Source organism: Clavibacter sp., from assembly GCF_014802555.1.
Taxonomy (GTDB): Bacteria; Actinomycetota; Actinomycetes; order Actinomycetales; family Microbacteriaceae; genus Clavibacter; species Clavibacter sepedonicus.
Genome location: NZ_JAAVCB010000015.1, coordinates 1 through 22,213 on the forward strand (window position 1 = coordinate 1; position 22,213 = coordinate 22,213).

At 74.0% G+C, this 22,213-nt stretch carries 25 protein-coding genes and 1 pseudogene; 16 read left to right on the forward strand and 10 right to left on the reverse strand.

Annotated elements, in window-relative coordinates; translation table 11 throughout:
* On the forward strand, window positions 1–173 hold a 173-nt coding region (locus tag HDR73_RS01435), incomplete at its 5' end, for an integrase core domain-containing protein (RefSeq protein ID WP_287136196.1).
* Window positions 174–183: 10 nt separating this feature from the next.
* Here the strand turns inward: HDR73_RS01435 and HDR73_RS01440 are convergent.
* Both HDR73_RS01440 and HDR73_RS01445 read right to left on the reverse strand, forming a co-directional pair.
* Complete coding sequence (locus HDR73_RS01440; RefSeq protein ID WP_012299494.1) at window positions 184–702, reverse strand: GNAT family N-acetyltransferase; 519 nt, start codon at window positions 700–702, stop codon at window positions 184–186.
* 44 nt (window positions 703–746) lie between these two features.
* A complete protein-coding gene (locus HDR73_RS01445; protein ID WP_158309440.1) occupies window positions 747–1,238 on the reverse strand; it encodes an alpha/beta fold hydrolase in 492 nt (163 codons plus the stop codon).
* Window positions 1,239–1,369: 131 nt separating this feature from the next.
* On the opposite strand from HDR73_RS01445, the gene HDR73_RS01450 reads away from it, so the two are divergent.
* The 9 genes from HDR73_RS01450 (at window position 1,370) to HDR73_RS01490 (ending at window position 8,089) form a co-directional block, all read left to right on the forward strand.
* Window positions 1,370–2,272, forward strand: a complete 903-nt coding sequence (locus tag HDR73_RS01450) for a DMT family transporter (RefSeq protein WP_041465007.1) — start codon at window positions 1,370–1,372, stop codon at window positions 2,270–2,272.
* A 27-nt stretch (window positions 2,273–2,299) separates the two neighbouring features.
* Window positions 2,300–2,560 (forward strand): ribbon-helix-helix protein, CopG family, encoded by a 261-nt coding sequence (locus HDR73_RS01455; protein WP_012299491.1) that lies wholly within the window; start codon window positions 2,300–2,302, stop codon window positions 2,558–2,560.
* 110 nt (window positions 2,561–2,670) lie between these two features.
* Entirely contained in the window at window positions 2,671–3,366 is a 696-nt protein-coding gene (gene nucS / locus HDR73_RS01460) for an endonuclease NucS (RefSeq protein ID WP_012299490.1), read from the forward strand.
* Between the two features lie 162 nt (window positions 3,367–3,528).
* The gene (locus HDR73_RS01465; protein ID WP_041464633.1) at window positions 3,529–3,708 is read left to right on the forward strand and encodes a hypothetical protein; all 180 of its coding nucleotides are present in this window, start codon (window positions 3,529–3,531) and stop codon (window positions 3,706–3,708) included.
* Between the two features lie 49 nt (window positions 3,709–3,757).
* A complete protein-coding gene (locus tag HDR73_RS01470; RefSeq protein WP_012299489.1) occupies window positions 3,758–4,459 on the forward strand; it encodes an HAD family hydrolase in 702 nt (233 codons plus the stop codon).
* A gap of 124 nt (window positions 4,460–4,583) precedes the next feature.
* Entirely contained in the window at window positions 4,584–5,045 is a 462-nt protein-coding gene (locus HDR73_RS01475) for a MarR family winged helix-turn-helix transcriptional regulator (protein ID WP_012039555.1), read from the forward strand.
* A gap of 67 nt (window positions 5,046–5,112) precedes the next feature.
* A complete protein-coding gene (locus tag HDR73_RS01480) occupies window positions 5,113–5,982 on the forward strand; it encodes a M56 family metallopeptidase (protein ID WP_012299488.1) in 870 nt (289 codons plus the stop codon).
* Between the two features lie 268 nt (window positions 5,983–6,250).
* A complete protein-coding gene (locus HDR73_RS01485; RefSeq protein WP_012299487.1) occupies window positions 6,251–7,360 on the forward strand; it encodes a VIT1/CCC1 transporter family protein in 1,110 nt (369 codons plus the stop codon).
* Between the two features lie 66 nt (window positions 7,361–7,426).
* Window positions 7,427–8,089: a HEAT repeat domain-containing protein gene (locus tag HDR73_RS01490; RefSeq protein ID WP_012299486.1), complete on the forward strand. Its 663-nt coding sequence runs from the start codon at window positions 7,427–7,429 to the stop codon at window positions 8,087–8,089.
* A 348-nt stretch (window positions 8,090–8,437) separates the two neighbouring features.
* Here HDR73_RS01490 and HDR73_RS01495 read toward each other — a convergent pair whose 3' ends face one another.
* The gene (locus HDR73_RS01495) at window positions 8,438–8,641 is read right to left on the reverse strand and encodes a hypothetical protein (protein ID WP_041464632.1); all 204 of its coding nucleotides are present in this window, start codon (window positions 8,639–8,641) and stop codon (window positions 8,438–8,440) included.
* Window positions 8,642–8,656: 15 nt separating this feature from the next.
* Between HDR73_RS01495 and HDR73_RS01500 the strand changes: the two genes are divergently transcribed.
* Window positions 8,657–9,385, forward strand: a complete 729-nt coding sequence (locus HDR73_RS01500) for a hypothetical protein (RefSeq protein WP_041464631.1) — start codon at window positions 8,657–8,659, stop codon at window positions 9,383–9,385.
* Between the two features lie 72 nt (window positions 9,386–9,457).
* Here the strand turns inward: HDR73_RS01500 and HDR73_RS01505 are convergent, their stop codons facing one another.
* Both HDR73_RS01505 and HDR73_RS01510 read right to left on the reverse strand, forming a co-directional pair.
* Complete coding sequence (locus tag HDR73_RS01505) at window positions 9,458–10,708, reverse strand: glycoside hydrolase family 28 protein (RefSeq protein WP_223842632.1); 1,251 nt, start codon at window positions 10,706–10,708, stop codon at window positions 9,458–9,460.
* A 418-nt stretch (window positions 10,709–11,126) separates the two neighbouring features.
* Window positions 11,127–12,032 (reverse strand): alpha/beta fold hydrolase, encoded by a 906-nt coding sequence (locus tag HDR73_RS01510; protein ID WP_012299483.1) that lies wholly within the window; start codon window positions 12,030–12,032, stop codon window positions 11,127–11,129.
* A 261-nt stretch (window positions 12,033–12,293) separates the two neighbouring features.
* On the opposite strand from HDR73_RS01510, the pseudogene HDR73_RS16660 reads away from it, so the two are divergent.
* The 3 genes and pseudogenes from HDR73_RS16660 to HDR73_RS01520 form a co-directional block, all read left to right on the forward strand.
* Window positions 12,294–12,536, forward strand: a pseudogene (locus HDR73_RS16660) (diaminobutyrate--2-oxoglutarate transaminase); the annotation flags it as partial.
* 85 nt (window positions 12,537–12,621) lie between these two features.
* Window positions 12,622–13,518: an aminotransferase class III-fold pyridoxal phosphate-dependent enzyme gene (locus HDR73_RS01515; RefSeq protein WP_434269230.1), complete on the forward strand. Its 897-nt coding sequence runs from the start codon at window positions 12,622–12,624 to the stop codon at window positions 13,516–13,518.
* A 17-nt stretch (window positions 13,519–13,535) separates the two neighbouring features.
* On the forward strand, window positions 13,536–13,925 hold the full coding sequence (locus HDR73_RS01520) for an NUDIX domain-containing protein (protein ID WP_012299482.1): 390 nt from the start codon (window positions 13,536–13,538) through the stop codon (window positions 13,923–13,925).
* A 354-nt stretch (window positions 13,926–14,279) separates the two neighbouring features.
* Here HDR73_RS01520 and HDR73_RS01525 read toward each other — a convergent pair whose 3' ends face one another.
* The 3 genes from HDR73_RS01525 to HDR73_RS01535 are packed head-to-tail and all read right to left on the reverse strand — an operon-like array spanning window position 14,280 to window position 17,273.
* On the reverse strand, window positions 14,280–14,627 hold the full coding sequence (locus tag HDR73_RS01525) for an ASCH domain-containing protein (protein ID WP_012299481.1): 348 nt from the start codon (window positions 14,625–14,627) through the stop codon (window positions 14,280–14,282).
* A 46-nt stretch (window positions 14,628–14,673) separates the two neighbouring features.
* Entirely contained in the window at window positions 14,674–15,339 is a 666-nt protein-coding gene (locus HDR73_RS01530) for a response regulator transcription factor (protein WP_012299480.1), read from the reverse strand.
* Window positions 15,336–17,273: a sensor histidine kinase gene (locus HDR73_RS01535; RefSeq protein ID WP_012299479.1), complete on the reverse strand. Its 1,938-nt coding sequence runs from the start codon at window positions 17,271–17,273 to the stop codon at window positions 15,336–15,338. Before HDR73_RS01535 ends, HDR73_RS01530 begins: the two co-directional genes overlap by 4 nt.
* 159 nt (window positions 17,274–17,432) lie before the next feature.
* Between HDR73_RS01535 and HDR73_RS01540 the strand changes: the two genes are divergently transcribed.
* Entirely contained in the window at window positions 17,433–18,866 is a 1,434-nt protein-coding gene (locus HDR73_RS01540) for a CitMHS family transporter (RefSeq protein WP_223842782.1), read from the forward strand.
* Between the two features lie 96 nt (window positions 18,867–18,962).
* Here HDR73_RS01540 and HDR73_RS01545 read toward each other — a convergent pair whose 3' ends face one another.
* Together HDR73_RS01545 and HDR73_RS01550 are read right to left on the reverse strand one after the other, a co-directional pair.
* Window positions 18,963–20,441 (reverse strand): DUF2079 domain-containing protein, encoded by a 1,479-nt coding sequence (locus HDR73_RS01545; RefSeq protein ID WP_012299477.1) that lies wholly within the window; start codon window positions 20,439–20,441, stop codon window positions 18,963–18,965.
* 109 nt (window positions 20,442–20,550) lie between these two features.
* Complete coding sequence (locus HDR73_RS01550; protein WP_012299476.1) at window positions 20,551–20,982, reverse strand: DUF5997 family protein; 432 nt, start codon at window positions 20,980–20,982, stop codon at window positions 20,551–20,553.
* Between the two features lie 102 nt (window positions 20,983–21,084).
* On the opposite strand from HDR73_RS01550, the gene HDR73_RS01555 reads away from it, so the two are divergent.
* Window positions 21,085–22,107: a LysR family transcriptional regulator gene (locus tag HDR73_RS01555; protein ID WP_041465003.1), complete on the forward strand. Its 1,023-nt coding sequence runs from the start codon at window positions 21,085–21,087 to the stop codon at window positions 22,105–22,107.
* The last annotated feature ends 106 nt before the right edge of the window (window positions 22,108–22,213 follow it).

Consider the following 22,213-nt stretch of genomic DNA (forward strand, 5'->3'; position numbering starts at 1 on the left):
AGGTCGAGCGCTTCAACCGGACCCTCGCGACCGAGTGGGCCTACCGGCAACCCTTCACCGGCAACCAACACCGGGCCGACGCGCTTGACCCCTTCATCGAGCACTACAACACTGAACGAATCCACTCAAGCCACGGGCTCACGCCCGCGGCCCGAGTGTCACCAACGTCATGACCCGGTACAGCTAGCCCGCTCGGAGCTCCCAGCGCACCTCGCCGTCGACGCGCGCGTCCGTCGGCCTGAGCCCGAGCCGGCGCGCCACGGCCCCGGATGCCGCGTGATCCGGGTGGATGTGCGCCCGCACGATCGCGACGCCGTCCTCCCGCAGCCACGCGACCATCGCGGCCGCGCACTCCGCCGCCGCGCCGGATCCCTGAGCCGCGGTCCCGACGAGCCACGCGACCGCCGCCACGCGCGCGTCGCGCTCGACCGTCACCGTCGCCTGCACGAACCCCGCCGCCCGCCCGGACGCGCGCTCGCGGAGCACCCACACCAGCCAGCGCGCGGATCCGTCCGGCGAGCGCCCCGCAGCCTGCCGCGCGAACCGCTCCCGCAGCACGTCGAGCGTCGGCGGCTCGCCCCCGGTGAAGCGGTACAGCGCCGGATCCGCGAGCACCCCGACCATCTCCCCCGCGTGCCCGACCACCAGCGGCTCGAGCGCGAACCGCGCCGTGACGAGCACGGGAGCCGGCGACATCGTCATCGCCCGAGCCTCCCACGCGCCGTCCGGGTGAGGGACCGCCGAGCTCAGCCGAACGCCTCCGGCAGCGCCGCCGTGAACTCGTCGAAGCGGCTGTACCAGACGGAGTGCGCGGCCCCCGGGATGCTGCGCACGTCGACGCCCGACGCGGCGAGGCGCGCAGCCTCCTCCGCGCTCACGAAGCGGCTCGGATCCGCGCGCACGACGATGGATCCCGGCTCGGGCTCCCACGCGTACGACGGGACCGCGGCGAGCGCCGCGGCGGTCGCCGGGTCGAAGCGCTCGGCGGCACGGCCCTCGACCTCCCGGTCGCGCTCGGAGTACTCGGGCCGCGAGATCCGCAGCGCCTCGGCGGTGCGGCCCCAGCGGTCGTGCTCGTAGGCGGCGGCCACCTCGACCGGATCCTCGCTGCCGAGGACCTCGAGCGGCGCGTCCACGTAGACGACCACGTCGGGTCGCCGCTCCGGGAATGCCTCCCCGAGCACGATCCCGCCGAACGAGTGCCCGATGGCGAGCGCCGGCCGTCGTCCCCGTCGCACCCCGCCGATACGCTGACGACGTGACACCCCGCGGCGCATCGGCGCCCTCCGCATCCGCCACCCCGCCCGCATCGCCCGTCGCCGCGCTCTCCGCTCCCGGCGGCCGCCGCATCGCCGTGCAGTTCGCCGCGATGGGCACGGTCTGGGGCGCGAGCTTCCTCTTCATGAAGGTGGCGCTCGAGGGCGTCTCGTTCGGCCAGGTCTCGTGGACGCGGCTCGTGCTCGGCGCCGTCGCGCTCGGCCTCATCGTCGCGGCGCGCCGCCTGCCGCTGCCGAAGGAGCGCGTCGTGTGGCTGCACTTCGCGGTCGTCGGCGTCGTCGGATCCGCCGTCCCGTACTCGCTGTTTGCCTGGGCCGAGCAGCACGTCACCTCGGGCGTCGCGAGCATCTACAACGCGACCACGCCGATCATGACCGCGCTCCTCGCCACCCTCGCGTTCCGCGTCGAGAAGCTCGGGCGGCGGCAGCTCGCGGGCATCGCGCTGGGCATCGTCGGCGTGGTCGTGATCATCGGCCCGTGGCGCCTCGCCCCGAGCGCCGAGGCGGCCGCGTCCGGCGAGCCGCCGCTCGAGCTCGCCGGCCAGCTCGCGTGCCTCGGCGCGGCCCTCTGCTACGGGATCACGTTCGGCTACCTCCGCCGCTTCCTCACGCACCGCGGCATCCCCGGCGTCGTCACCGCCTTCATGCAGATCGGCATGGGCGCGGCGGCGATGATCCTCGCGACCCCGTTCCTCGCGACCGGCCCGGTGGCGCTCGACCTCCCCGTGGTCCTCAGCCTCGTGGTGCTCGGGGTCGTCGGCACGGGCCTCGCCTACCTCTGGAACATGAACGTGCTGCTCGCCTGGGGCCCCACCGCCACATCGACCGTCACGTACATCACGCCCGTGGTCGGCGTCGCGCTCGGGATCCTCGTGCTCGGCGAGACCCTGCACTGGAACGAGCCCGCGGGCGCGGCCCTCGTGCTGCTCGGCGTGCTCCTCTCGCAGGGGCGCCGCCGTGCCGCGCGCGGATCCACCGCGCCGACCATGGTCTGATGCGCACTTCCGTATGACGATGAGTGCATGGCGCGCATCATCAACGGCAGGGAAGTCGACGAGTCCCAGGTCGACGAGTGGGTCGACGAGGCGGAGGCGGGATACGACGTCGGCACACTCCGCTCTCGCTGGGGCCGCGCTCCCCGGGGGGAGTCGGCCGCGAAGGTCATCCCCGTGCGACTCACGGAAGCCGAGCTCGAGGCCGTGATGGCTCGTGCGCAGCGCGAGGGGCTGAACCGCTCCGAGGCCATCCGCGCTGCGCTCGACGCCTGGTCGCACGCCGCGTGATCGTCCGTGCTTCGGCGCGGAAGCACGGCGTGGCGGACGAGGACGTCATCGCCGCCGCCACGGACACGGCCGCGACGCGCACCCCGCCGACGCCCGGATAGGCTCGCCGGGTGCGTCTCGTCATCGCCCGCTGCTCCGTCGACTACGCCGGCCGCCTCAGCGCGCATCTCCCCCTCGCCACCCGCCTCCTCATGGTCAAGGCCGACGGGAGCCTCCTCGTCCACTCGGACGGCGGCTCCTACAAGCCCCTCAACTGGATGAGCCCGCCCTGCTCCATCGTCGAGGTCGAGCCCGACGACGACCAGGCGCTTGCGGGCGTCCGCGAGATCTGGCGCGTCATCCAGCCGAAGACCGCGGACATGCTCGTCGTCTCCATCCACGAGGTGCTGCACGACTCCGCGCACGACCTCGGCGTCGACCCGGGCCTCGTGAAGGACGGCGTGGAGGCGCACCTGCAGAAGCTGCTGGCGGAGCAGATCCACCTGCTGGGCGACGGCCACGAGCTGGTGCGGCGCGAGTACATGACGGCCATCGGACCGGTCGACATCCTCGCGCGCGACGCGGCGGGCAAGTCGGTCGCGGTCGAGCTCAAGCGCCGCGGCGACATCGACGGCGTCGAGCAGCTCACGCGCTACCTCGAGCTGATGAACCGGGATCCGCACCTCGCGCCGGTCACGGGCGTCTACGCCGCGCAGGAGATCAAGCCGCAGGCCCGCACGCTCGCCGAGGACCGCGGCATCCGCTGCCTCCTCCTCGACTACGACGCCATGCGCGGCATGGACGACGGGCACTCCCGCCTGTTCTGATCCGCCTGCCGCGACGGGCCGCCCCGCGACGGGCGACTCCGCGGCGCCTGTCCGCCCACGGTCGCATCCCGTCGCGGGGGTGTCCACTGCTACGAGCCCGTCCCTAATGTCGGACGGGCGACGCATCACCGCCGCATGGTCGGGGGTCGATGTGATGGGGTCATGGTCTACGTGTCGATGATGGGGCCGTTCAAGCGCGGCACGTTCCACCTGATCCTGTGGTCGCTGCTGAACCCCGTGTACTGGATCCTGCACTCCATCGCCGCGTACAAGGGCCTCTGGCAGCTGCTCACACGGCCGCACTACTGGGAGAAGACCGAGCACGGCCTCACCCAGCAGTGACGGTGCGCGTTCCCGGCCGGCACCCGCGCGACCCTCGTAGGGTGGCAGCGTGACCGCACCCGACACGTCCACGCCGTCCCCCGTCGCGGGCTCCGCGCCCTGGAGCTGCATCCTCTTCGACCTCGACGGCACCATCACCGACTCGGCCCCCGGGATCACGGCCCAGCTCGCGAAGACCCTCGTCTTCATGGGCCTGCCCGTGCCCGGCCCGGCCCAGCTCCTCGAGTACGTGGGTCCGCCCATCCTCGACTCGTTCCGCGACCTCGCCGGCATGGACGACGACGCCCAGCAGCGCGCGCTCGCCCACTACCGCGAGGGCTACGCGGGCGGCGGCGTCTTCGACAGCTCGGTCTACGTCGGCGTGCCCGAGGTGCTGCGCGCGATCCACGCGGCCGGCATCCCGCTCTCCCTCGCCACCAGCAAGCCCGAGTCGCAGGCCCGCCGCGTGCTCGACCACTACGGCCTCACCGAGCTGTTCACCGAGATCTGCGGCGCGAGCGAGGACGAGGTGCGATCCGCGAAGGCCGACGTCATCGAGGAGGCCCTGCGCCGACTCCGCGCGGCGGGCGTCGACCTCGGCAACGCGGTGATGGTGGGCGACCGCGAGCACGACGTGCTCGGCGCCGCCGCCCACGGGATCCCGACCGTGATGGTCGGCTGGGGCTACGGCAGCCCGGCGGAGGCGGCGGGCACCATCGCGGTGGTCGACACGGCCGCCGAGCTCGAAGCCCGGCTGCTCCCCGCGGCGTGACCCGGCGCCTGAGCGCGCCGCTCCGAATGCCTCACATGTCGGAGCTTTTCCACAGATCCAGCTGTTGGCCCCCGTTCGGGCGGGGTTAGCAACACGGAGTGACAGAATGACCCGCGGAGGAACCATGTCAACACCGCAGGACCTGCAGGACCCGCTCGCGCTCGACAGGCAGGTCAGCTACTCGCTCGTCGTCGCCGCACGCAGCGTGACCGCCCTCTACCGACCCATCCTCGACCCGCTGGGCCTCACCCACCCCCAGTACCTCGTGCTCCTCGCGCTCTGGGCGCGCGGGCCGCGCTCGGTCAAGGACCTCAGCCACGAGCTCCAGCTCGACAGCGCCACGCTGTCCCCGCTCCTCAAGCGACTGGAGGCCATGGGCCACGTGTGGCGCGTGCGCCGGGCCACGGATGAGCGCGTGCTGGAGATCGGCCTCACCGACCAGGGCCGCGAGCTCCGAGAGAAGGCCGTCGCCATCCCGCAGCAGATCCGCGACCGCCTCTCCATGACGGAGGAGCAGCTCGAGGGGCTGAAGACCGTGCTGAGCCAGGTCATCGACAACGCGAAGGCGCTCCCCGAGACCATCTGACCGGATCCCCGGTCTCTCGCATCCCGCATCACCGGCATCCCCGCACCACCCGATCGGAGCGCGACCAGTGAGCGACACGGTCCGCGCGGTGCTTCTGCTGGAGTGCTACGTCACGGTCACGCTCCTGGCTCCGCTCCTCCTCGGCCGCCTGCCGCTCGTCGCGCAGCGGCCCGTCGCCATGCTCGCCGCCTGGCACGGGTTCCTCGTCACGGCGGTGCTGAGCCTCGGGTCCGGGCTCGGCCTCCTCATCCACCAGGGCATGGCGATGCAGGCGGGCACCGGCCCGCAGCAGGACGCCGACACGGCGCCCGTCGCCGCCATCCCGCTGGCCTACCTGGCCGCGGGCGTGCTGGGCGTGCTGCTGTTCCGCATCGTGGAGGAGGGCGGGCGCGTCGTCCGCGAGGCCAGGCGCCGCGCGGGCGAGGTGGCGACGCTGCTGCTCGCGTCGCGCCCGTACCGGGTGGCCGGGCGGGACGCGCGCCTCGTCGAGTCGGACGTGCCGCTCGCCGCGCTCTCCCCCGCGACCGGCGTGATCCTCCTCACCACCGAGGCGCGCGCCCGTCTCGACGACGACGAGCTCGCGGCGGTGCTCGAGCACGAGACCGCCCATCTGGAGCAGCGGCACGCGGTCGCGGTGCGGATCGCCCAGGTCTCGCGCGCGATCCTCCCGGCGCTGCCCGCGAGCCAGCGCCTCGCGCTGTCCACCACCATCGCCATCGAGTTCATCGCCGACGACCACGCGGCCCGCGTCTCCGGGCCGACCACGGTCGCCTCGGCGCTCCGCAAGCTGGATCCCGACGGCGGCCTCTCCGCGCTCCGCGCCGACCGCATGGACCACCCCCGCGGCGGGCACCGCGTCGCGCTGCGGCTGCTGTGCGCGGTCGCGTGCGCGCTGCCCGTGCTGCCGCTGGTGATCGTGCTGCTGCCGTCGGCCTGACGCCGCTGGCCGCAGGGCCGCTCGCCGCCGGCCCGCTCGGACCCGTGCGCTAGGGTCTCCTCTCGAAGGGGAGTAGTCCCCCCCCGGCCCTCGGGCCGGACGGCGATGCGTCGACATGCTGGCCCCCGGGCCCGGTGCATCACCCGCCAGAGTCCGTGAGGGCGGCGGGCGGACGAGACCTTCGGCCAGACGAACGACAGGCGCACCACGCGCCGTCGCGTCGGCCGGAGCCCTCCCGGTTCCCGGCCGTCGCCCGACCGGAGGACCCATGACATCCATGCCCCCTGCCCGAACGCCCGATCCGACGCCCGCGCAGGTGCGCCGCTGGCGGCAGTACCTCGCCGACGAGCGCGCCGAGGCCGCCGTCTACCGCGACCTGGCCGGCCGCCGCACGGGCGAGGAGCGCGACATCCTGCTCGCCCTCGCCGAGGCGGAGGGCCGCCACGCCGACCACTGGATCGAGCTGCTCGGCGACAGCGTCGGCAAGCCCGTGCGCGGCGACATCCGCACGCGGATCCTCGGTCTCCTCGCTCGCCGCTTCGGATCCGTGTTCGTGCTGGCCCTCGCGCAGCGCGCCGAGAGCCGCTCCCCGTACGCGGACGACGCCGACGCCACCGACGCGATGGCCGCCGACGAGCGCGTGCACGAGGAGGTCGTGCGCGGCCTCGCCACCCGCGGCCGGATGCGCCTCTCCGGCACCTTCCGCGCCGCCGTGTTCGGCGCGAACGACGGGCTCGTCAGCAACCTGGCGCTCGTCCTCGGCATCACGGCCACGGGCGTGCCCAACGCCGTGATCCTCGCGACGGGTCTCGCGGGCCTGCTCGCCGGCGCGCTGTCGATGGGCGCGGGCGAGTTCGTGTCGGTGCGCTCCCAGCGCGAGCTGCTCGAGGCGTCGGCCCCGGATCCGGGCACGCGCGACGCGCTCCCCCACCTCGACGTCGACGCCAACGAGCTCGCCCTCGTCTACCGCGCCCGCGGCATGACGGAGGACGAGGCGCTCGCGCACGCCGCCGAGGTGCTGCGCGACCTCGCGGCCGAGACCCGGCCGATCCCCGTCAGCATCGCGGGCGTCGCCGCATCGGAGGACGACCACGAGAGCGTCGGCACCGCCTGGGGCGCGGCCATCTCGAGCTTCTGCTTCTTCGCGTCCGGCGCCGTGATCCCCGTGCTCCCGTACCTCTTCGGCCTGCAGGGCCTCGCGGCGCTCGCCATCGCCTGCGTCCTCGTGGCCATCGCGCTGTCGATCACGGGCGCGGTCACCGGCCTCCTCTCGGGCGGCCCGCCCCTGCGTCGCGCAGGACGCCAGCTGCTCATCGGCTTCGGCGCGGCCGGGGCCACCTACCTGCTGGGGCTGCTCTTCAACACGCAGGCCGGCTGATCCGCCGGCCCCGCCGCGCGTGACCGGCGGCGGGGCAGCCCTGCCGCAGCCGATACGGTTGTCGGCATGGCTGACGGAGATGACCCCCGCCGTCGCGAGGACTCCCTCGCGACGCGCATGAGCGACGCGGTGTCGCGCACGAGCGAGCGGGAGGTCGCCCTGCGGGCGATGGGCCTGCTGGACGGGCTGTACGAGGGCGACGACTTCCTGCTGCTGGTCGGCGGGCGCCACGCCCGCGGGATCCTCAACGGCGCGCCTCCCCTCTACTGGCCCGAGGCCTGGGGCGCCCGCGCGCTCCTCTACGCCTGGACGCCCGAGGCCGCGAAGGTCGTCGAGAAGAACCTCACGAACCGCGCCTGGCGCGTGCGCGAGGCGTGCGCGAAGGTCGTCGCGACCCGGCAGCTGCCGCTCGTGCGCGCGCTCACCGTGCTCGTCACCGACGAGAACGCCCGCGTCCGCGGTGCCGCCCTCCGTGCGCTCGGCGCCGTCGGCGGACCCTCCGACGAGGACGTCATCCGCCGCGCGCTCACCGACCCCGACACCTCCGTCCGCGTCGCCGCGCACGACGGCTTCGAGTCGCTGGCCGAGCGCCACGACTCGGTGCGGTCGCCCGCCGCCCGCCATGCGGCGGCGGCCGCGGAGGCGAGCCCCCCGGACGCCCCGGACGCCCCGGATGACGCTCCCGAGCGGGACGCGGGAGCTGACGCCGGAGCTGACGCCGGGAGCTGACCTGCGCCATCCGTCGCGACGCGGGGCCGCCGGCCGCACGGGATGCCGGCGCCTGTGCCTGTGCGCGGTACGCGAGGCGGGGACGCCCACCGGGCTAAGTTCACCCCACGCCGACGGCGGACGCCGTCGCTCCTCGCTACCACGCATCCGCTCCTCGACACCATCTGGGAGAGCCGTCCCCCACGGGGCACGGGCGTCGCGAGGGGCCAGGCGCCCATCCGCGCATCGCGCGGAACCGACCGAGGTGCCTACATGCCCACTCCCCGCCAGCTGTCCACCGCGCTCCTCGTGACCGCCGCCGCCGTCTCCGCCTCGTGCCTGGTGGTGCCCGCCATCGCCGCGACGGCGTCAGGCGGCACCTCCGTCCGCGGGGTCGCACGTGCACGCCTCCGCGCTGCACGTCGAGCACCACGGCACGGCGACCCCGCCGGCCGCGTCGCGGCTGCTGACGCGAGATGCCGTCACGCTGCGCCAGGCCGCGCGCACCACCGGCCCGGACACCGTCACGACCGTCACCACGGACGCCGCGGCGACCGCGACGTTCCAGGTCACCTATGTGGGCTTCCCGTGCAGGCGCGCGCCGACTTCCAGCGGGCGGTCGACGTCTGGTCGCACGTCATCAGCTCGCCAGTGCCCATCACCGTCTCCGCGCGGTACGAGCACCTGGGCGCGGGCATCGGCGGACAGGCGGGCCCGTCGACCTACCGGACCGACTTCCGCGGTGCCCCGCGACCGCACACGTTCTACGCCGAGCCCCTGGCGAACAAGCTGGCAGGGCACCAGATCGATCCGAGCCCGGACATCGAGGCGGAGTTCGACTCCGACGCGAGCCACACCCACTTCGGCACGGGCCCGATCGGCCCCGATCAGGTGGACTTCGCCTCCGCCGTCCTGCACGAGCTCGGCCACGGCCTCGGCTTCGTCGGCGCGGCCACCGTGGAGCACGGGCGCGGGGCAATGGGCACGCCCGGGTACCCGCTCGCCTTCGACACGTACACCCGCGCGGCCGACGGCCGGTCGCTGCTGTCCATCGCGGATCCGGTGCAGCTGGCTGCGCAGCTGCAGACGCCCGGTCTCGTGTTCGACAGTCCCCAGGTGCGCCAGGCCGGAGGCGGCAAGGCCGCCCGTCTCTACGCACCCACGACGTGGGACGGCAGCAGCTACTCGCACCTGGACGAGGCCACCTACCCCGAGGGCGATCCGGACGAGCTGATGACCCCGGTGCTCGCTCGCGGGCACGCGGTGCCCGGCCCCGGGCCCGTGACGGTCGCGGTGCTCCGCACGCTCGGCTGGTGAGCGGGGGCTGCGGGCGGCCCGCCCACGCGGGCTACCGGCATCCCCCGCGTGTCACGCGCTCGCGGAAGCCCGTCAGCCGCAGGCGGGTGCCGCGCCGGCGTCGGCCTGCGCCGTGACCCGCACCCCGGCCCCCGATGCCGTGAGCGGCACGCCGCCGAAGTGGGCGCCCTGGGTCGTGATGTCGGCGTACGCGGCGCGGACGTCCGGATCGTCGACGTCCACGCGCCGTAGCAGCAGGCCGAGGGGATGCGCCGCATCGAAGCCCTCGAGCACGCTCGCCGCCCCCTTCACCGAGTTCGTGGCACGTAGGCCGTCGACGACGATCCCGGTGAAGCTGGGGATGTGCGTCCCGCTGCCGGACTCGTACCGCGAGTCGAACACCACGGGTGCCTTGACCAGGTCGATGCAGGTGTCGCGGAACGTGATGTCGCGGACCAGGCCGCCCGCCGCGGCCGAGCTCTTGATGCGGATCCCCCCGGCGGCGACGCTCTGGTTGCCGTACCTGTCCTTGCCGCTGATGGTGTTGCCGTCGATGAGCACGTCGCTGATCCCTGCGGTGGTCTGCCGACCGAGGGAGATGCCGTGCGTGCCGGTGAGCGTGTTGCCACGGATCGTGATGTGCGCCGACGGGGCGTCGGAGGCCTTGATGGCGATGCCGTCGTCGCCGTCCATGATGTAGGAGTCGGCGATGGTGACGTCCTGGGCGCCGGCCGGGTCGATGCCATCGGTGTTGCGGGCGTTCGCCGGGGTGAACACCACGACGCCCCACACGGTGAGGCCGACGCCGTCATTGAAGGAGATGTGCTGCCCGGGCGAGTCGATGAGGTCGACGTCGGCCACGGTCACGTCGTTCGAGCGCTGTGCCTTGATGAGCCGCGGCACGTTCTGGTTGCCCCCGGCCTTCGCCTGCGCGGAAAGGGCCCACCAGGTGGTCGCGGATCCGAGCAGGGTCGCGTCGCCGCGCCCGTCGATCCGCCCCTGGGTACCGTCGGCGGCCCGGGTGGACTCCACCCCGGAGCCGGATCCGACGGCGAGGAAGGGCGCGCACCCCAGGCCGTCTCCCCCGATGGTGCCGCAGCGGCCGTGACCGGCCACCTGGTAGGCAGCCGCGTTCCGCGACGCGAAGAGGGTGGCAGCGGGGTCGACGAGCAGCACCTCGCCCGGTCGGACGACGAGCGGACCGCTGAGGAAGTCGGTCGCGGCACCGGAGGTGCTGAGGCGCACCGCTCCGCCCGTGCCCGCGCAGGCGTCGAGGCCGCGCTGGATGCGCGCGGTGTCCGGCGGGGAGGCCTCCTCGGCCGCGCTCGCGGTCCGTCCCGGCATGGACAGTTGGGCGGGGATCGTCGCGCACGTCGTCGAGGGCGGGCGCGGTGCGCTCGGATGACGTCGGTCACCCACCGCCTCGACCAGCGAGGCGGTGAGGGGGTCACCGGCCTCGGATGCGCGATCCACGCGAGGCGTCGCGGCCCATGGGGCGGTGGGCGGGAGCACCGCGCCGGGGCGGGCGACCTCGTTCGCCTGTGCGGGCTGAGGGTGGCCCGCGAGACAGGCGGCGAGGAGGAGCGCGGGGAGGAGCAGGGTGACGTGTCGGCGCATGAGGGATCGTCCGTCCTGGAGGAGTCGCGCCGCCCGCGTTCTCCGACGACGTCGGCGCGAGAATGCACGGATTCCCCTACGGTACGGCCCGCGAACCGACGCCGTGCGCCCCCTCCACCGACGCCCCCTGCGACGGACGACCCGCTCAGGGCTCCCGCGGGGCGGCGCGTGCCGCTGCGGCGGGGGGCAGCGAGCCGAGGAAGTCGCCCACCAGCTCGGCGAAGAGGTCAGGGCGCTCGATCTGCGGCATGTGACCGCAGTCCGGGATCATGCGGGTCAGCGCGTCGGGCAGCTCCCGCGCGACGGCCGCGAGGTGGCCCGGCGGGAGAATCCGGTCGCGATCGCCCCACAGCGCGAGCACCGGGAGGCCCGACGCCCGCACGCCCTCCACCAGCGGCCGGCGCCAGCGTGAGCTCACGCCGCGGACCGTGCCGAGGTCGCGCGCGATGTCGAGCATCGTGGCCGCGTGGGCCGGTCGGGCCGACAGCGCCTGCGCGTGCCGCACGCGCTCGTCGGTCGTGAGCGCCGGGTCGTGGAAGATCGTGCGGGTCGAGCGCCGGGAGTTGCCGGGCGTCGGCCGCATGAGGAGCGTCGCGAGCGGGTCGAACGCGAGCATCCGGAGGCCCACGGTGACCTGCCGGCCGAAGCCCGCGCTGTCCGCGAGCACGAGCGCCCGCACGCGATCCGGGTGCCGGGTCGCGAGGGTCATCGCGACCGCGCCGCCGAGCGAGTTGCCGACCACGGTCACGGGGCCACGCACGCCCGCCGCGTCGAGGTAGGCGGGCAGCGCATCCGCGATCGACTCGAGCGTCGTGCCGCCGTCGACCGGATCCGACCAGCCGGACCCCGGCAGGTCGAGGCTGTGCAGCGCATGGCCGGCGGAGAGGCGGTCGTGCTGCTCCTCCCAGTCCTCGAGGCTGCGGCCGATGCCGTGCAGGAGCAGGAGCGGATCCCCGGTTCCGGTCACGCGGTGCCGCACGTCGCGGTCGCCGACCCGGATCATCGCGGTCCCCGGGGCCCGGAGCGGATCGACGTCCCCGGATGCGGCCATGCCGCGACCCTACAGAGTTCCCCCGCGCGAGGGATTCCGGCGATGTCGGGCGGAGGTGCGACGATGGAGGAGCTGCGCATCGCAGCGCCCTTCCCCGTCGCCCGGAGCCACGAGCCCCGCCCGACGTGCGGCGGTCCCCGCAGGTCGCCGATGAGCATCAAGGAGCGACACCGCATGACGATCTTCGAGCAGATGGAGTCCGAGGTCCGGAGCTACAGCCGCGGCTGGCCGGTGGTCTTCGACCGCGCGGTGGGCAGCGAGATGTTCACAGCCGACGGCGACCGCTACCTCGACTTCTTCGCGGGCGCCGGCGCGCTCAACTACGGGCACAACAACCCGGCGCTCAAGCAGAAGCTGGTCGACTACATCCTCCGCGACGGGGTCACGCACTCCCTCGACATGTTCACGGAGGCCCGCCGCGACTTCCTGCAGACGTTCCAGGACGTGATCCTCCAGCCGCGCGGGCTCGACTACCGCATCATGTTCCCCGGCCCGGGCGGCGCGAACGCGGTCGAGGCCGCGATGAAGCTCGCGCGCAAGGTCACCGGCCGCACCACGATCGTCCACTTTCACCAACTCGTTCCACGGCATGACCGAGGGCGCGCTCGCGGTCACCGGCAACGCGCTCAAGCGCGGCGGCGCCGGCCACCCGCTGCACCACGCGGTCGCGGTGCCCTTCGACGGCTACCTCGGCGGCGAGACCGACACCCTCGCGTACTTCGAGAAGCTGCTCGACGACTCGGGCTCGGGTGTCGACCTGCCCGCCGGCGTCATCGTCGAGACCGCGCAGGGCGAGGGCGGCATCAACGTCGCTACGCCTGAGTGGCTGCGGAAGCTCCGGGACCTGACCACGCGCCACGGCATCGTGCTTATCGTCGACGACGTGCAGATGGGCTGCGGCCGCACGGGCGGGTTCTTCAGCTTCGAGGAGTCGGGCATCGTCCCCGACATCGTCACGCTCTCCAAGTCCATCGGCGGCTACGGCCTGCCCATGGCCCTCACGTTGCTCAAGCCCGAGCTCGACCAGTGGAAGCCCGGCGAGCACAACGGCACCTTCCGCGGCATCGCGCCCGCGTTCCTCACGGGCGCCGAGGCCATCCGCCTGTACTGGGCCGACGGCGAGCTCGAGGCGTCGACGCTGCGCAAGGGCGAGCGGATCCACGAGGTCTTCACCGAGATCGCCGCCTCCGCCGCGCCGCAGACGCAGCTCAAGGTGCGCGGCCGCGGCCTCGCGCGCGGCATCGAGTTCCCCTCCGGCGACCTCGCCGGCGCGGTCTGCCGGGCGGCGTTCGAGCGCGGCATGCTCATGGAGACCTCGGGCGCCGGCGGCACGGTCATGAAGGTGCTGCCCGCGCTCACCATCACCGACGAGCAGGTCGAGGAGGGTCTCGCGATCATCCGCGCGTCCGTCGCCGAGGTGCTGGGCTCCACGAGCGAGGAGCTCGCGGCCGACGAGGTGCCGCTGCCGGTGGTCGTCGGGAGCTGATCCCCGTCGACGGACGCGTGGAGCACCGAGTCGCCTGCGGATTGCTCGTCCGATCGGCTCACGTGCTGCTGGCTCACCGTTCCGCGACGAAGGCCTGGTACCCGCACGTCTGGGACTTCCCGGGCGGTCATCTCGAGCCGGGCGAGAGCAGCCTCCACGCTCTGGTGCGCGAGCTGCGCGAGGAGCTGGACGTGAAGATCGACCCACCGGCCGGTGGCCCCATCCGTGTGCTCAAGATGGCAGACGCCCGCATCGAGATCTGGCAGATCGTCAGCTGGGCCGGTGTGATCACGAATGCGGCCCCGGAGGAGCACGACGCGGTCGGGTGGTTTACGGCGGAGGAAGCGGCTGGGCTCGACCTCGCGGACGCCCGATATCCCCAGCTGATACGCGACGCGCTGATCTGACCAGCAGCGCTTCCGTGCATTCCTCGGCTGCATCGCATGCATGCGCTTTCGGCTGGGGGACTCGCGCGTCGACGCCGCAGGCGAAGGCACATGACCGACACGAGTGCCTGCGGAGCCCGACTGTGACAGTTGTTCAGAGCAAGTGTCACCAACAACGACGACTGTGACAGTTGTCCAGGGCACGTGTCACCAGCGACGACGGCAGTGACGATCATTCAGTGCAAGCGTCACCAGCACCGCCGACCGTGACGGAGATGACGAGCGGCGATCGAGTAGATCTGACGAGGTGCAGCGACCGTCGGGAGCTGACCCCCGCCTGCGGGGCGGCCGTATGCCACTTGGTGCGCCCTCCACTCAGCCGACGGGCGCGACGCCCCCGAGCTCGATCTCCGCGACCACGACGGCCGCCGACGCCGGCATGGTCGGGTAGTAGTTCTCGCGGAGCTGCTCGGCGAACCGGGCCATGTCCGTGCCGGGCGGCTGGTGCGCGTCCTCCGGCGTGAGATCCGCGAGGAGGTGCCGCCGCACGGAGGTGACGCGTCCGGCGAGCGGGACGGCGGTGGCGTGCTCGTCGAAGACGAACGTCGCCGGGCCGACCCGCAGGTCCTCGCCCCAACGCACGGTGGTGGCCTTCTCGCCGCTCACGATGACGTCGTGGTGCTTCCGATGGAAGTGGATCACCTGGGCTCCTGCGTCGGACATCCGACGAGCCTACGGGCGGTGACGGGGCCGGTCGAGGAGGGCCGCTTCAGCCGCGCGGCCGCAGGATCCGGTAGCGGTGCTCCGGGCGGCCCGTGGATCCGTAGTTGAGCTGCACGTCGACCACGCGGTCGCGGGCGAGCGCGCCGAGGTAGCGCTGCGCGGTGGCGCGGGAGACGCCGACGCGCTCGGCGATCTCGGGGGCGCTGAGCTCCGCGTCGGATGCGGACAGGGCGTCGAGCACGGCCTGCTCGGTCGCCGGTCGGGCCTGCGCGGACGCGCGGCCGGGCCGCAGCGCGTGGATGGCGCGGTCGATGCCGGCCTGGTCGAGCGGGCGGTCGCTCGCGAGCCCGGCGCGGAAGGCCGCGTAGGCCGCGAGGCGCGCGGTGAGCAGCTCGGGCGCGAACGGCTTGACGAGGTAGGAGACGGCACCGCCGCGGAGGGCGCGGCGGACGGTGGCGGGGTCGTCGGCGGCCGTGACGAGGATCACGTCGGGCTCGATGCGCCGCACCAGGTCGATCCCGCTGCCGTCGGGCAGGTACGCGTCGAGGAGCACGAGGTCGGGGCGGGACGTGTCGAGCACGGCGAGCGCCGCCCGCACGCTGCCCGCGGTGCCGACGGCGCGGAACCCGGGGGCCTGCTCCACGATGCCCTCGTGCAGACGGGCGATGCGGAAGTCGTCGTCGACGATGAGGACGGTGAGGTCGTCGGTCATGCGGGGGCTCCGTCGGGGTCGCGGGTGTCGGGGCGGTCGGGGTCGGGGTCGGGGTCGGCAGGGGCGTCGGCGTCGTCGGCCGTGGGCGGATCCGCGTCCGGCGGCTCCACCACGCCCGCGAGGCGCGCGCAGAACACGGCACCGGCCTCCGCGTGGGGCGGCGGGCCGCCGGGATCCGCGACCCACACGTCGCCCCCGTCGCGCCGGGCGATGTCGCGCACGAGCGGGAGGCCGAAGCCGAGGCCGTGCGCGGGATCCGCTCCCCCGCGGTCGCCAGCGCCGCCCGCGACCGGCGCGTCCGCGGCGAGTGCGTCCGCGGCGGGCCCATCCGCCGCCGCGTCCTCCTCCGCCGCCAGCGCCTCCGCCACCGCACCCACGTCGTCGGGGCGTCGGCGGAACACGCGCCCGGCGTCGGACGCGGCCAGCCCGTCGCCCGAGTCGGAGACCGCGAGGTGCAGGTCGACCCCGTCGTCGAGCGCCTCCACCTCCACCCACCTGTCAGCGCGGGATCCGCGGACGGCCGCGTGCACCGCGTTGTCGACAAGGTTGCCGAGCACGGTCGTGACCTCCTCGGGCCGCACCAGGATCCCGCGCACGAGCGTGCCGGGCCCGACCCGCAGCGCCACGCCGCGCTCCTCCGCCTCCATCGCCTTCGCCCCGAGGAACGCCTGCAGGTACGGCTCGTCGACGAGCCCCGCGTCGACCGTCGGGAACGCCACGGGCCCCTGCTCGAGCACGCCCGCGAGGTAGCTGTCGGCCTCGTCGACCCGGCCGGTGGCGACGAGACCGCGCACGACGTGGAGGCGGTTCGCGAACTCGTGACGCTGCACGCGGAGCGCCGTGGACATCGCGGTGACGGCCGTGAGGCGGCGGCTCATCGCCTCGATGTCGGTCTCGTCGCGCAGCACCATCACCGTGCCGAGGTCGCGTCCGTCGCGGTCGACGCGGGCGACGTCGACGAAGAGCAGCCGGTCGTCGACCACGGCGCGCAGCGACGGAGATCCGGCAGCGGCCCCGGCCTGCGCCTCGGCCACCGCGTCGCGCAGCACCGGCGCGACGTCGAGGTCCGCGAGCGTGCGGCCCACCGGATCCTCGAGGCCGAGCAGCGCCGCGGCGCGCGGGTTGCAGACGGTCACCCGGCCGTCGGGCCCGATCCCGAGGACGCCCTCGCCGACGCCGGAGAGCACGGCCGCCTGGTCCTGCACGAGGCCCGCCAGCTCGGACGGCTGGAGGCCGAGGGTGAGGCGCGCGAGCCGCCGCGAGAGGATCCCGCTGGCCACCGCCCCGACGCCGAGCGCGAGCAGGGCGACGACCGCGATGGCCGCGACGTCGACGCCGATGGAGTCGCGCACGGTCGCCGCCGCGAAGCCGACGCTGACCTCGCCGACGACGCGGCTCGACGCGCTGCCCGCGGCGCCGTCGTCGTCGCCGCCCGCGGACGCATCCGCCAGCGCCCGCACCGGCACCTTCGCCCGCGCCGACTCCCCGAGCGTGCCGGTGGCCCACGTCACCTCCTCGCGCCCCGAGAGCGCGGCGGCGGGATCCGTGCTCACCCGCTGCCCGAGCTCGGCCGGGTCGGGGTGCGCGAGCCGCAGCCCCCGGTCGTCGGTGACCACGACGAACAGCGCGCCGGTCCGCTCGCGCACCGCCTCGGCCGTGCGCTGCACCGGCCCGTCGGCGAGGTCGGCGGAGGTGGCCGTCGCGGGATCCGCGGTCTCGGCGGTCACGGCGGCCCGGAGCGCGGGATCCTCGGCGGCCGTCCTGGCGATCGCGAGCGCCGTCGCCTGCGCCTCCTCGCGGTTCTCGGAGGAGCTCAGCAGACCGTAGGCGACGGTCGCGATCCCCACCACCACGAGCACGACGAGCAGCTGGAGGACGAGGGTGCGGCGCGCGAAGTCGAGCCCCGCCCGTCGTCGCCCCGTCGCTCGGTCCACCTGGTGAGCATAATGCGCAGAACGTCGTCTACGTGCACTATCGCGATCAAGCGGCACAAGCGCGACGGACCGCGGACGCCCACCTAGCGTGTGGTGTTCAGCCGGGCGTCCCGCCCACCGACGAAGGAGTCACACGTGCTGGTATTCCTGGGCTTCGCCATGGTCCTCACCTTCATGGCGCTCATCATGACCAAGCGGCTGACGCCCATGGTCGCCCTGATCCTCGTGCCGACGATCTTCGGCCTCTTCGCGGGCGCGGGCCTCGGCATCGGCGACATGGTCATCGAGGCGCTCGGCGACCTCGCGCCCACGGCCGCGCTGCTGATGTTCGCCATCATCTACTTCGGCATCATGATCGACGTCGGCCTCTTCGACCCGCTGGTGCGCCTCATCCTCCGCCTCGCGGGCGGCGACCCGGCGAAGATCGTGCTCGGCACGGCGATCCTCGCGGCCGCGGTCTCCCTCGACGGCGACGGATCCACGACCTTCATCGTCACGACGGCGGCCATGCTGCCGATCTACCGCAAGCTCGGGATGAGCCCGGTGGTCCTCACCTGCACGGCCGGCCTCGCGAACGGCACGCTCAACATCGTCCCGTGGGGCGGCCCGACCGTCCGCGCGGCGGCGGCGCTCAAGGTCTCACCGACCGACATCTTCGTGCCGATGATCCCGTCGCTCCTCGTCGGCATCGCGCTCGTCATGAGCTTCGCCTGGACCATGGGCCTCCGCGAGCGCAGCCGCCTCGCGGCGCTCGGCGAGGCGCGCGCCGAGGGCGGCCTCGACGCCGCCAGCGCCAGCGGGTCAGGCGCAGGCGTCGGCGGATCCACGGGCGGCTCCGGCTGGTGGCGCGCCGGTCGCGGCGCCCCCGCGACCCCGCGCGGCGGCCTCATCACGATGGCCCCGGCGCTCGTCCGCGCCGAGACGGCCGCCGTCTCCACGCTCGGCACCACGATGCTCGACCCCGACCGCGAGACCCTGCGCCCTCGCATGATCTGGTTCAACCTCGGTCTCACGATCGTGGTGCTCGCGCTGCTGATCATGGACCAGCTGCCGCTCGCCTACGTCTTCATGGTCGGTGCTGCCATCGCGCTGATCGCCAACTTCCGCGACCTCAAGCACCAGGGCGAGCGCATCGCGGCGCACGCGCCCAGCGTGGTCGGCGTGGTCTCGATGGTGCTCGCGGCGGGCGTCCTCATCGGCGTGCTCAACGGCACCGGGATGGTGTCGGCGATGTCCGCGTGGCTCGTGACGATCATCCCGGACGCCCTCGGCCCCGGCCTCGCGGTCATCACGGGCGTGCTCAGCATCCCGATGACCTTCTTCATGAGCAACGACGCCTTCTACTACGGCATGCTCCCGGTGCTCGCGGAGAGCGCCGCGAACTACGGCATCGACCCGGTCGAGATGGCGCGCGCGTCCATCACCGGGCAGCCCGTGCACCTGCAGAGCCCGCTCGTGCCGGCGATCCTGCTGCTCGTCTCGCTCGCGGACGTGAACCTCGGCGACCACCACCGCAAGGTGCTGTGGCGCGCGGTGCTCGTGTCGCTGACGATGCTCGCCGTGGGCGTGCTCACGGCGGTGATCCCGATCTGATCGGGGCGCTCCTCCGGGAGCGCGCACGCGGAGGCCGGGCGGCTCGGGGGAGCGCCCGGCCTCCTCGCGTGCGGGCGGGGCGGGGCGGCGTACCGGCTACTGGATCCGACGGGCGACCTGGTACCCGGCGTCGGCGTAGACGATCTCGTACGTCGTGCCCGCCTGCGTCGCCTCGCCGTACTGGTCGGCGTTGAGCGCGCCCTGGCCGAGGCCGCCGCCGAGGGTGTCGATCACGACGTACTGCGGCGCCGGGTTGCCCGGGTTGCCGAGCCAGTAGACCTCGTGGTCGTCGACGAGGTACGACATGAGGCCGATGTCGCTGAGGACGGATGCGCCGGCCGGCACCTGGTCGAGCGCGGCCTGCGCCTGGGCAGCCCGCGGCGCCGGCTCCCAGATGGTCGGCTTCGTGAGATCGACCATGGGCGAGCGGAAGAAGAGGGCGATCGCCGCCACCGCGATCGCCGCCACCGCGAGCGCCGGCACGGCGAGGCGCGACGCCGACCGCAGCCAGCGCTGGCGCCCCGCTCGCGCCCGCACGACGCCGTCGATCGCCGCGGCGAAGACGATCGGCATGAGCACCGCGTCGTAGTGGTAGCCGGGCGCCCAGTAGGCCTCGGTCGGCGCGAGGAAGCGCCAGGCGAGCGTCGGCACCACGAGGAGCAGCAGCGGCGAGCGCACGGCTATCAGCGCCCCTGCGAGGATCAGGAAGGCCACCGTCTCGAGCTTCGGCGCGACGAAGAGCCCGGCGACGGTGCCGAGGGGATCCGCGAGCGCGCCGCCCGCGTCGAGCTTGGACGCGTAGTCCCAGCGGGCCTCGCGGTTGAAGGCGGGCAGGATCACGGTGGTCGCGAGCACGAACCAGGCGACGCCCCACCCGGCGAGCGCGACGCCGATGCGGCGGTCCATCGTGAGCGCGATGATCGCGCCGAGCACCGCGACGGTGAGGCCGAGGTCCTCCTTCACGAACACGAGCGGCACAGCCCATGCGGCGGCGGCCATCGCACGGCGGGCGATCACCGCGTCGAGCGCGAAGGCCAGCAGCGGCAGGGCGAACGCGATCTCGTGGAACTGGAACGCGACCGCGCCCTGGATCCCCCAGCTGAGCCCGTAGGCCGCGGCGACGACGATCGCGCCCCACCGCCCGACGACGCGGCCGGCCAGACGGCCGACGCCGACCACCGAGATCCCGATGAGCACGGCCTGCACCACGAGCAGCGCGAACGCGTGCGGCCACACGGCGTAGACCGGGCCGAGCAGCACGAGGATCGGGTGGAAGTGGTCGCCCATGAGGTTGAAGCCGTCGCCCTTGATGGAGACGAGCGGCGCCTGGAGGCGCGAGTAGTCCTGCGCGAGCTGCGTGAAGATGCCGGTGTCCCACGACTTCACGGTGAAGCGGCGCCATTGGAGCGCGGAGTACAGCACGTAGACGGCGGTGACGAGGGCGGCGACGACCACGACGCCGACGGTGCCGGGCACGCGGGATCCGGTGATCGGCGCGGGGACGGCGGCCGCGGGATCCGGCTCGGTGGCGGCGGCGGCGTGGCGGCGGCGGGCCGTGTCGTTCGTACGGGTCACGGCATCAGGGTCTCACGCGGGGCCGAATTCGCGGCGGCGGGGTCCCCGGGGCCATCCGCTCAGCGCGGGTCGGCAGAGCGCGGGTCGTGTCCGCTCGGCGCGGGTCGGCTCAGCGGCGCGAGCCGCCGGCGCCGTCCTGGCGCTCGCGCTCGGCGGCCATCGCGGCGCGACCGGCGTCGCGGTTCTTCACGCGGATCTGCTCCTCGCGCACCTCGGCCTGCGTCGCGCGCTCCTGCACGAGCCACTGCGGCGGGGCCTGCAGCAGCTCCTTGATCTGGGCGGTGGTGAGCGCCTCGTCGACGCCGCCGCGGGCCAGGCCGGCGATGGAGACGCCGAGCTTGCCGGCGATGACCTGGCGCGGGTGCGGGCCGTCGCGCAGCAGCGTGGCCAGCCACTCGGGCGGGTTCTCGTGCATCTCGGCGAGCTCGGCGCGGGACGGGGTCGACTCCTGGAACTCCACGGGGGTCGCCGGGAGGTGCACGCCCAGCTTCTTCGCCGCGGTCGCGGCCTTCATCGTCTGGCTGGATCCGGGGCTCGTCATGTGCCCAGGGTACCGTCGGGGCCCCGACCGCCCTGCACTAGCCTGGATCGACCCGCCGCCGCTCACCGCGCCACCTTCGTGCGGGCGATCGAGGGGACTCCCGTGGACGCCGACCCGACCGCCCTCCGGCGCTTCGCCGCCGTGGCCGACGAGCTGCACTTCGCCCGCGCCGCGAAGGCCCTCAACGTCTCGCGCATCGCCGTGAGCCGCTCGATCCTCGACCTCGAGGCGCTCTGGGGCGTCGAGCTGTTCGTGCGCGACGACGGGCCCACGCGCCTCAGCCCCGCGGGCGAGGCACGGCTCGCGGAGGCCCGCGCCGCGATCGCCGCCGAGGACGCGCGCCTGGCCGAGGAGGCCGCCGCGCCGCCGCGGGGGCTCGTCGTCGCGATCGTGCCCGGCGTCACCGTCGCCAAGTGGACCCGCGCCTGGGACGAGCGCGTCGCCGACGTGCCGCTGCGGGTCGTGCCGCTCGCCGAGCCGGACGCCGCGCCCGCGCTGGTCGACCAATCCGCGGACGTCGCGTTCCTCCGCCTCCCCGTCGACGGCCGGGGCCTCACGATCGTCCCGCTCTACGGCGAGGTGCAGGTCGCGATCCTGCCCAAGGAGCACGCGCACGCCACGGCCGACGCGATCGCGATCACCGACCTCGCGGACGACCTGCTCCTGCAGCCGGCCGACCAGGTGCCGGGCTGGCCCGGGCGCACCGCGGGCGCGGATCCCGTCCCCATGCCCGAGGACGTCGCCGCGGCCGTCGAGCTGGTCGCCGCAGGCGTCGGCTTCGTGGTCGTGCCGCACGCGCTCGGCCGCCTGCACGCGCGCAAGGACGTCGTGGCCGTGCCCGTGCACGACCTGCCGGAGACGCGGATCGCCGTGGCCTGGCGCGAGGGCGACGTTTCCCCCGACATCGAGGAGCTCGTGGGCATCGTCCGCGGGCGCACGGCCGCGAGCTCGCGCTCCTCCCGCGACGAGGACGAGCGCGACCGCCGGAAGCCGACCGCCGCGCAGAAGACGGCGCGCAAGGCCGCGGGCAAGCCGGGCGGCGCGGGCGGCAAGGGCGGGTCGAAGCCGGCACCGAAGGGCGGCGGCCGCACTCCCCCGCCGCGCGGCCAGCGGCGCGGGCGCTAGGTGTACTCGGCCGTGACGTTGGTGACACTTCGGGGCGTGTGAAGAGGCCTCCTGGCTTGATGGAGCTGTTCAGTTCAACCATCGCCAGGAGGCCTCGATGTCCCAC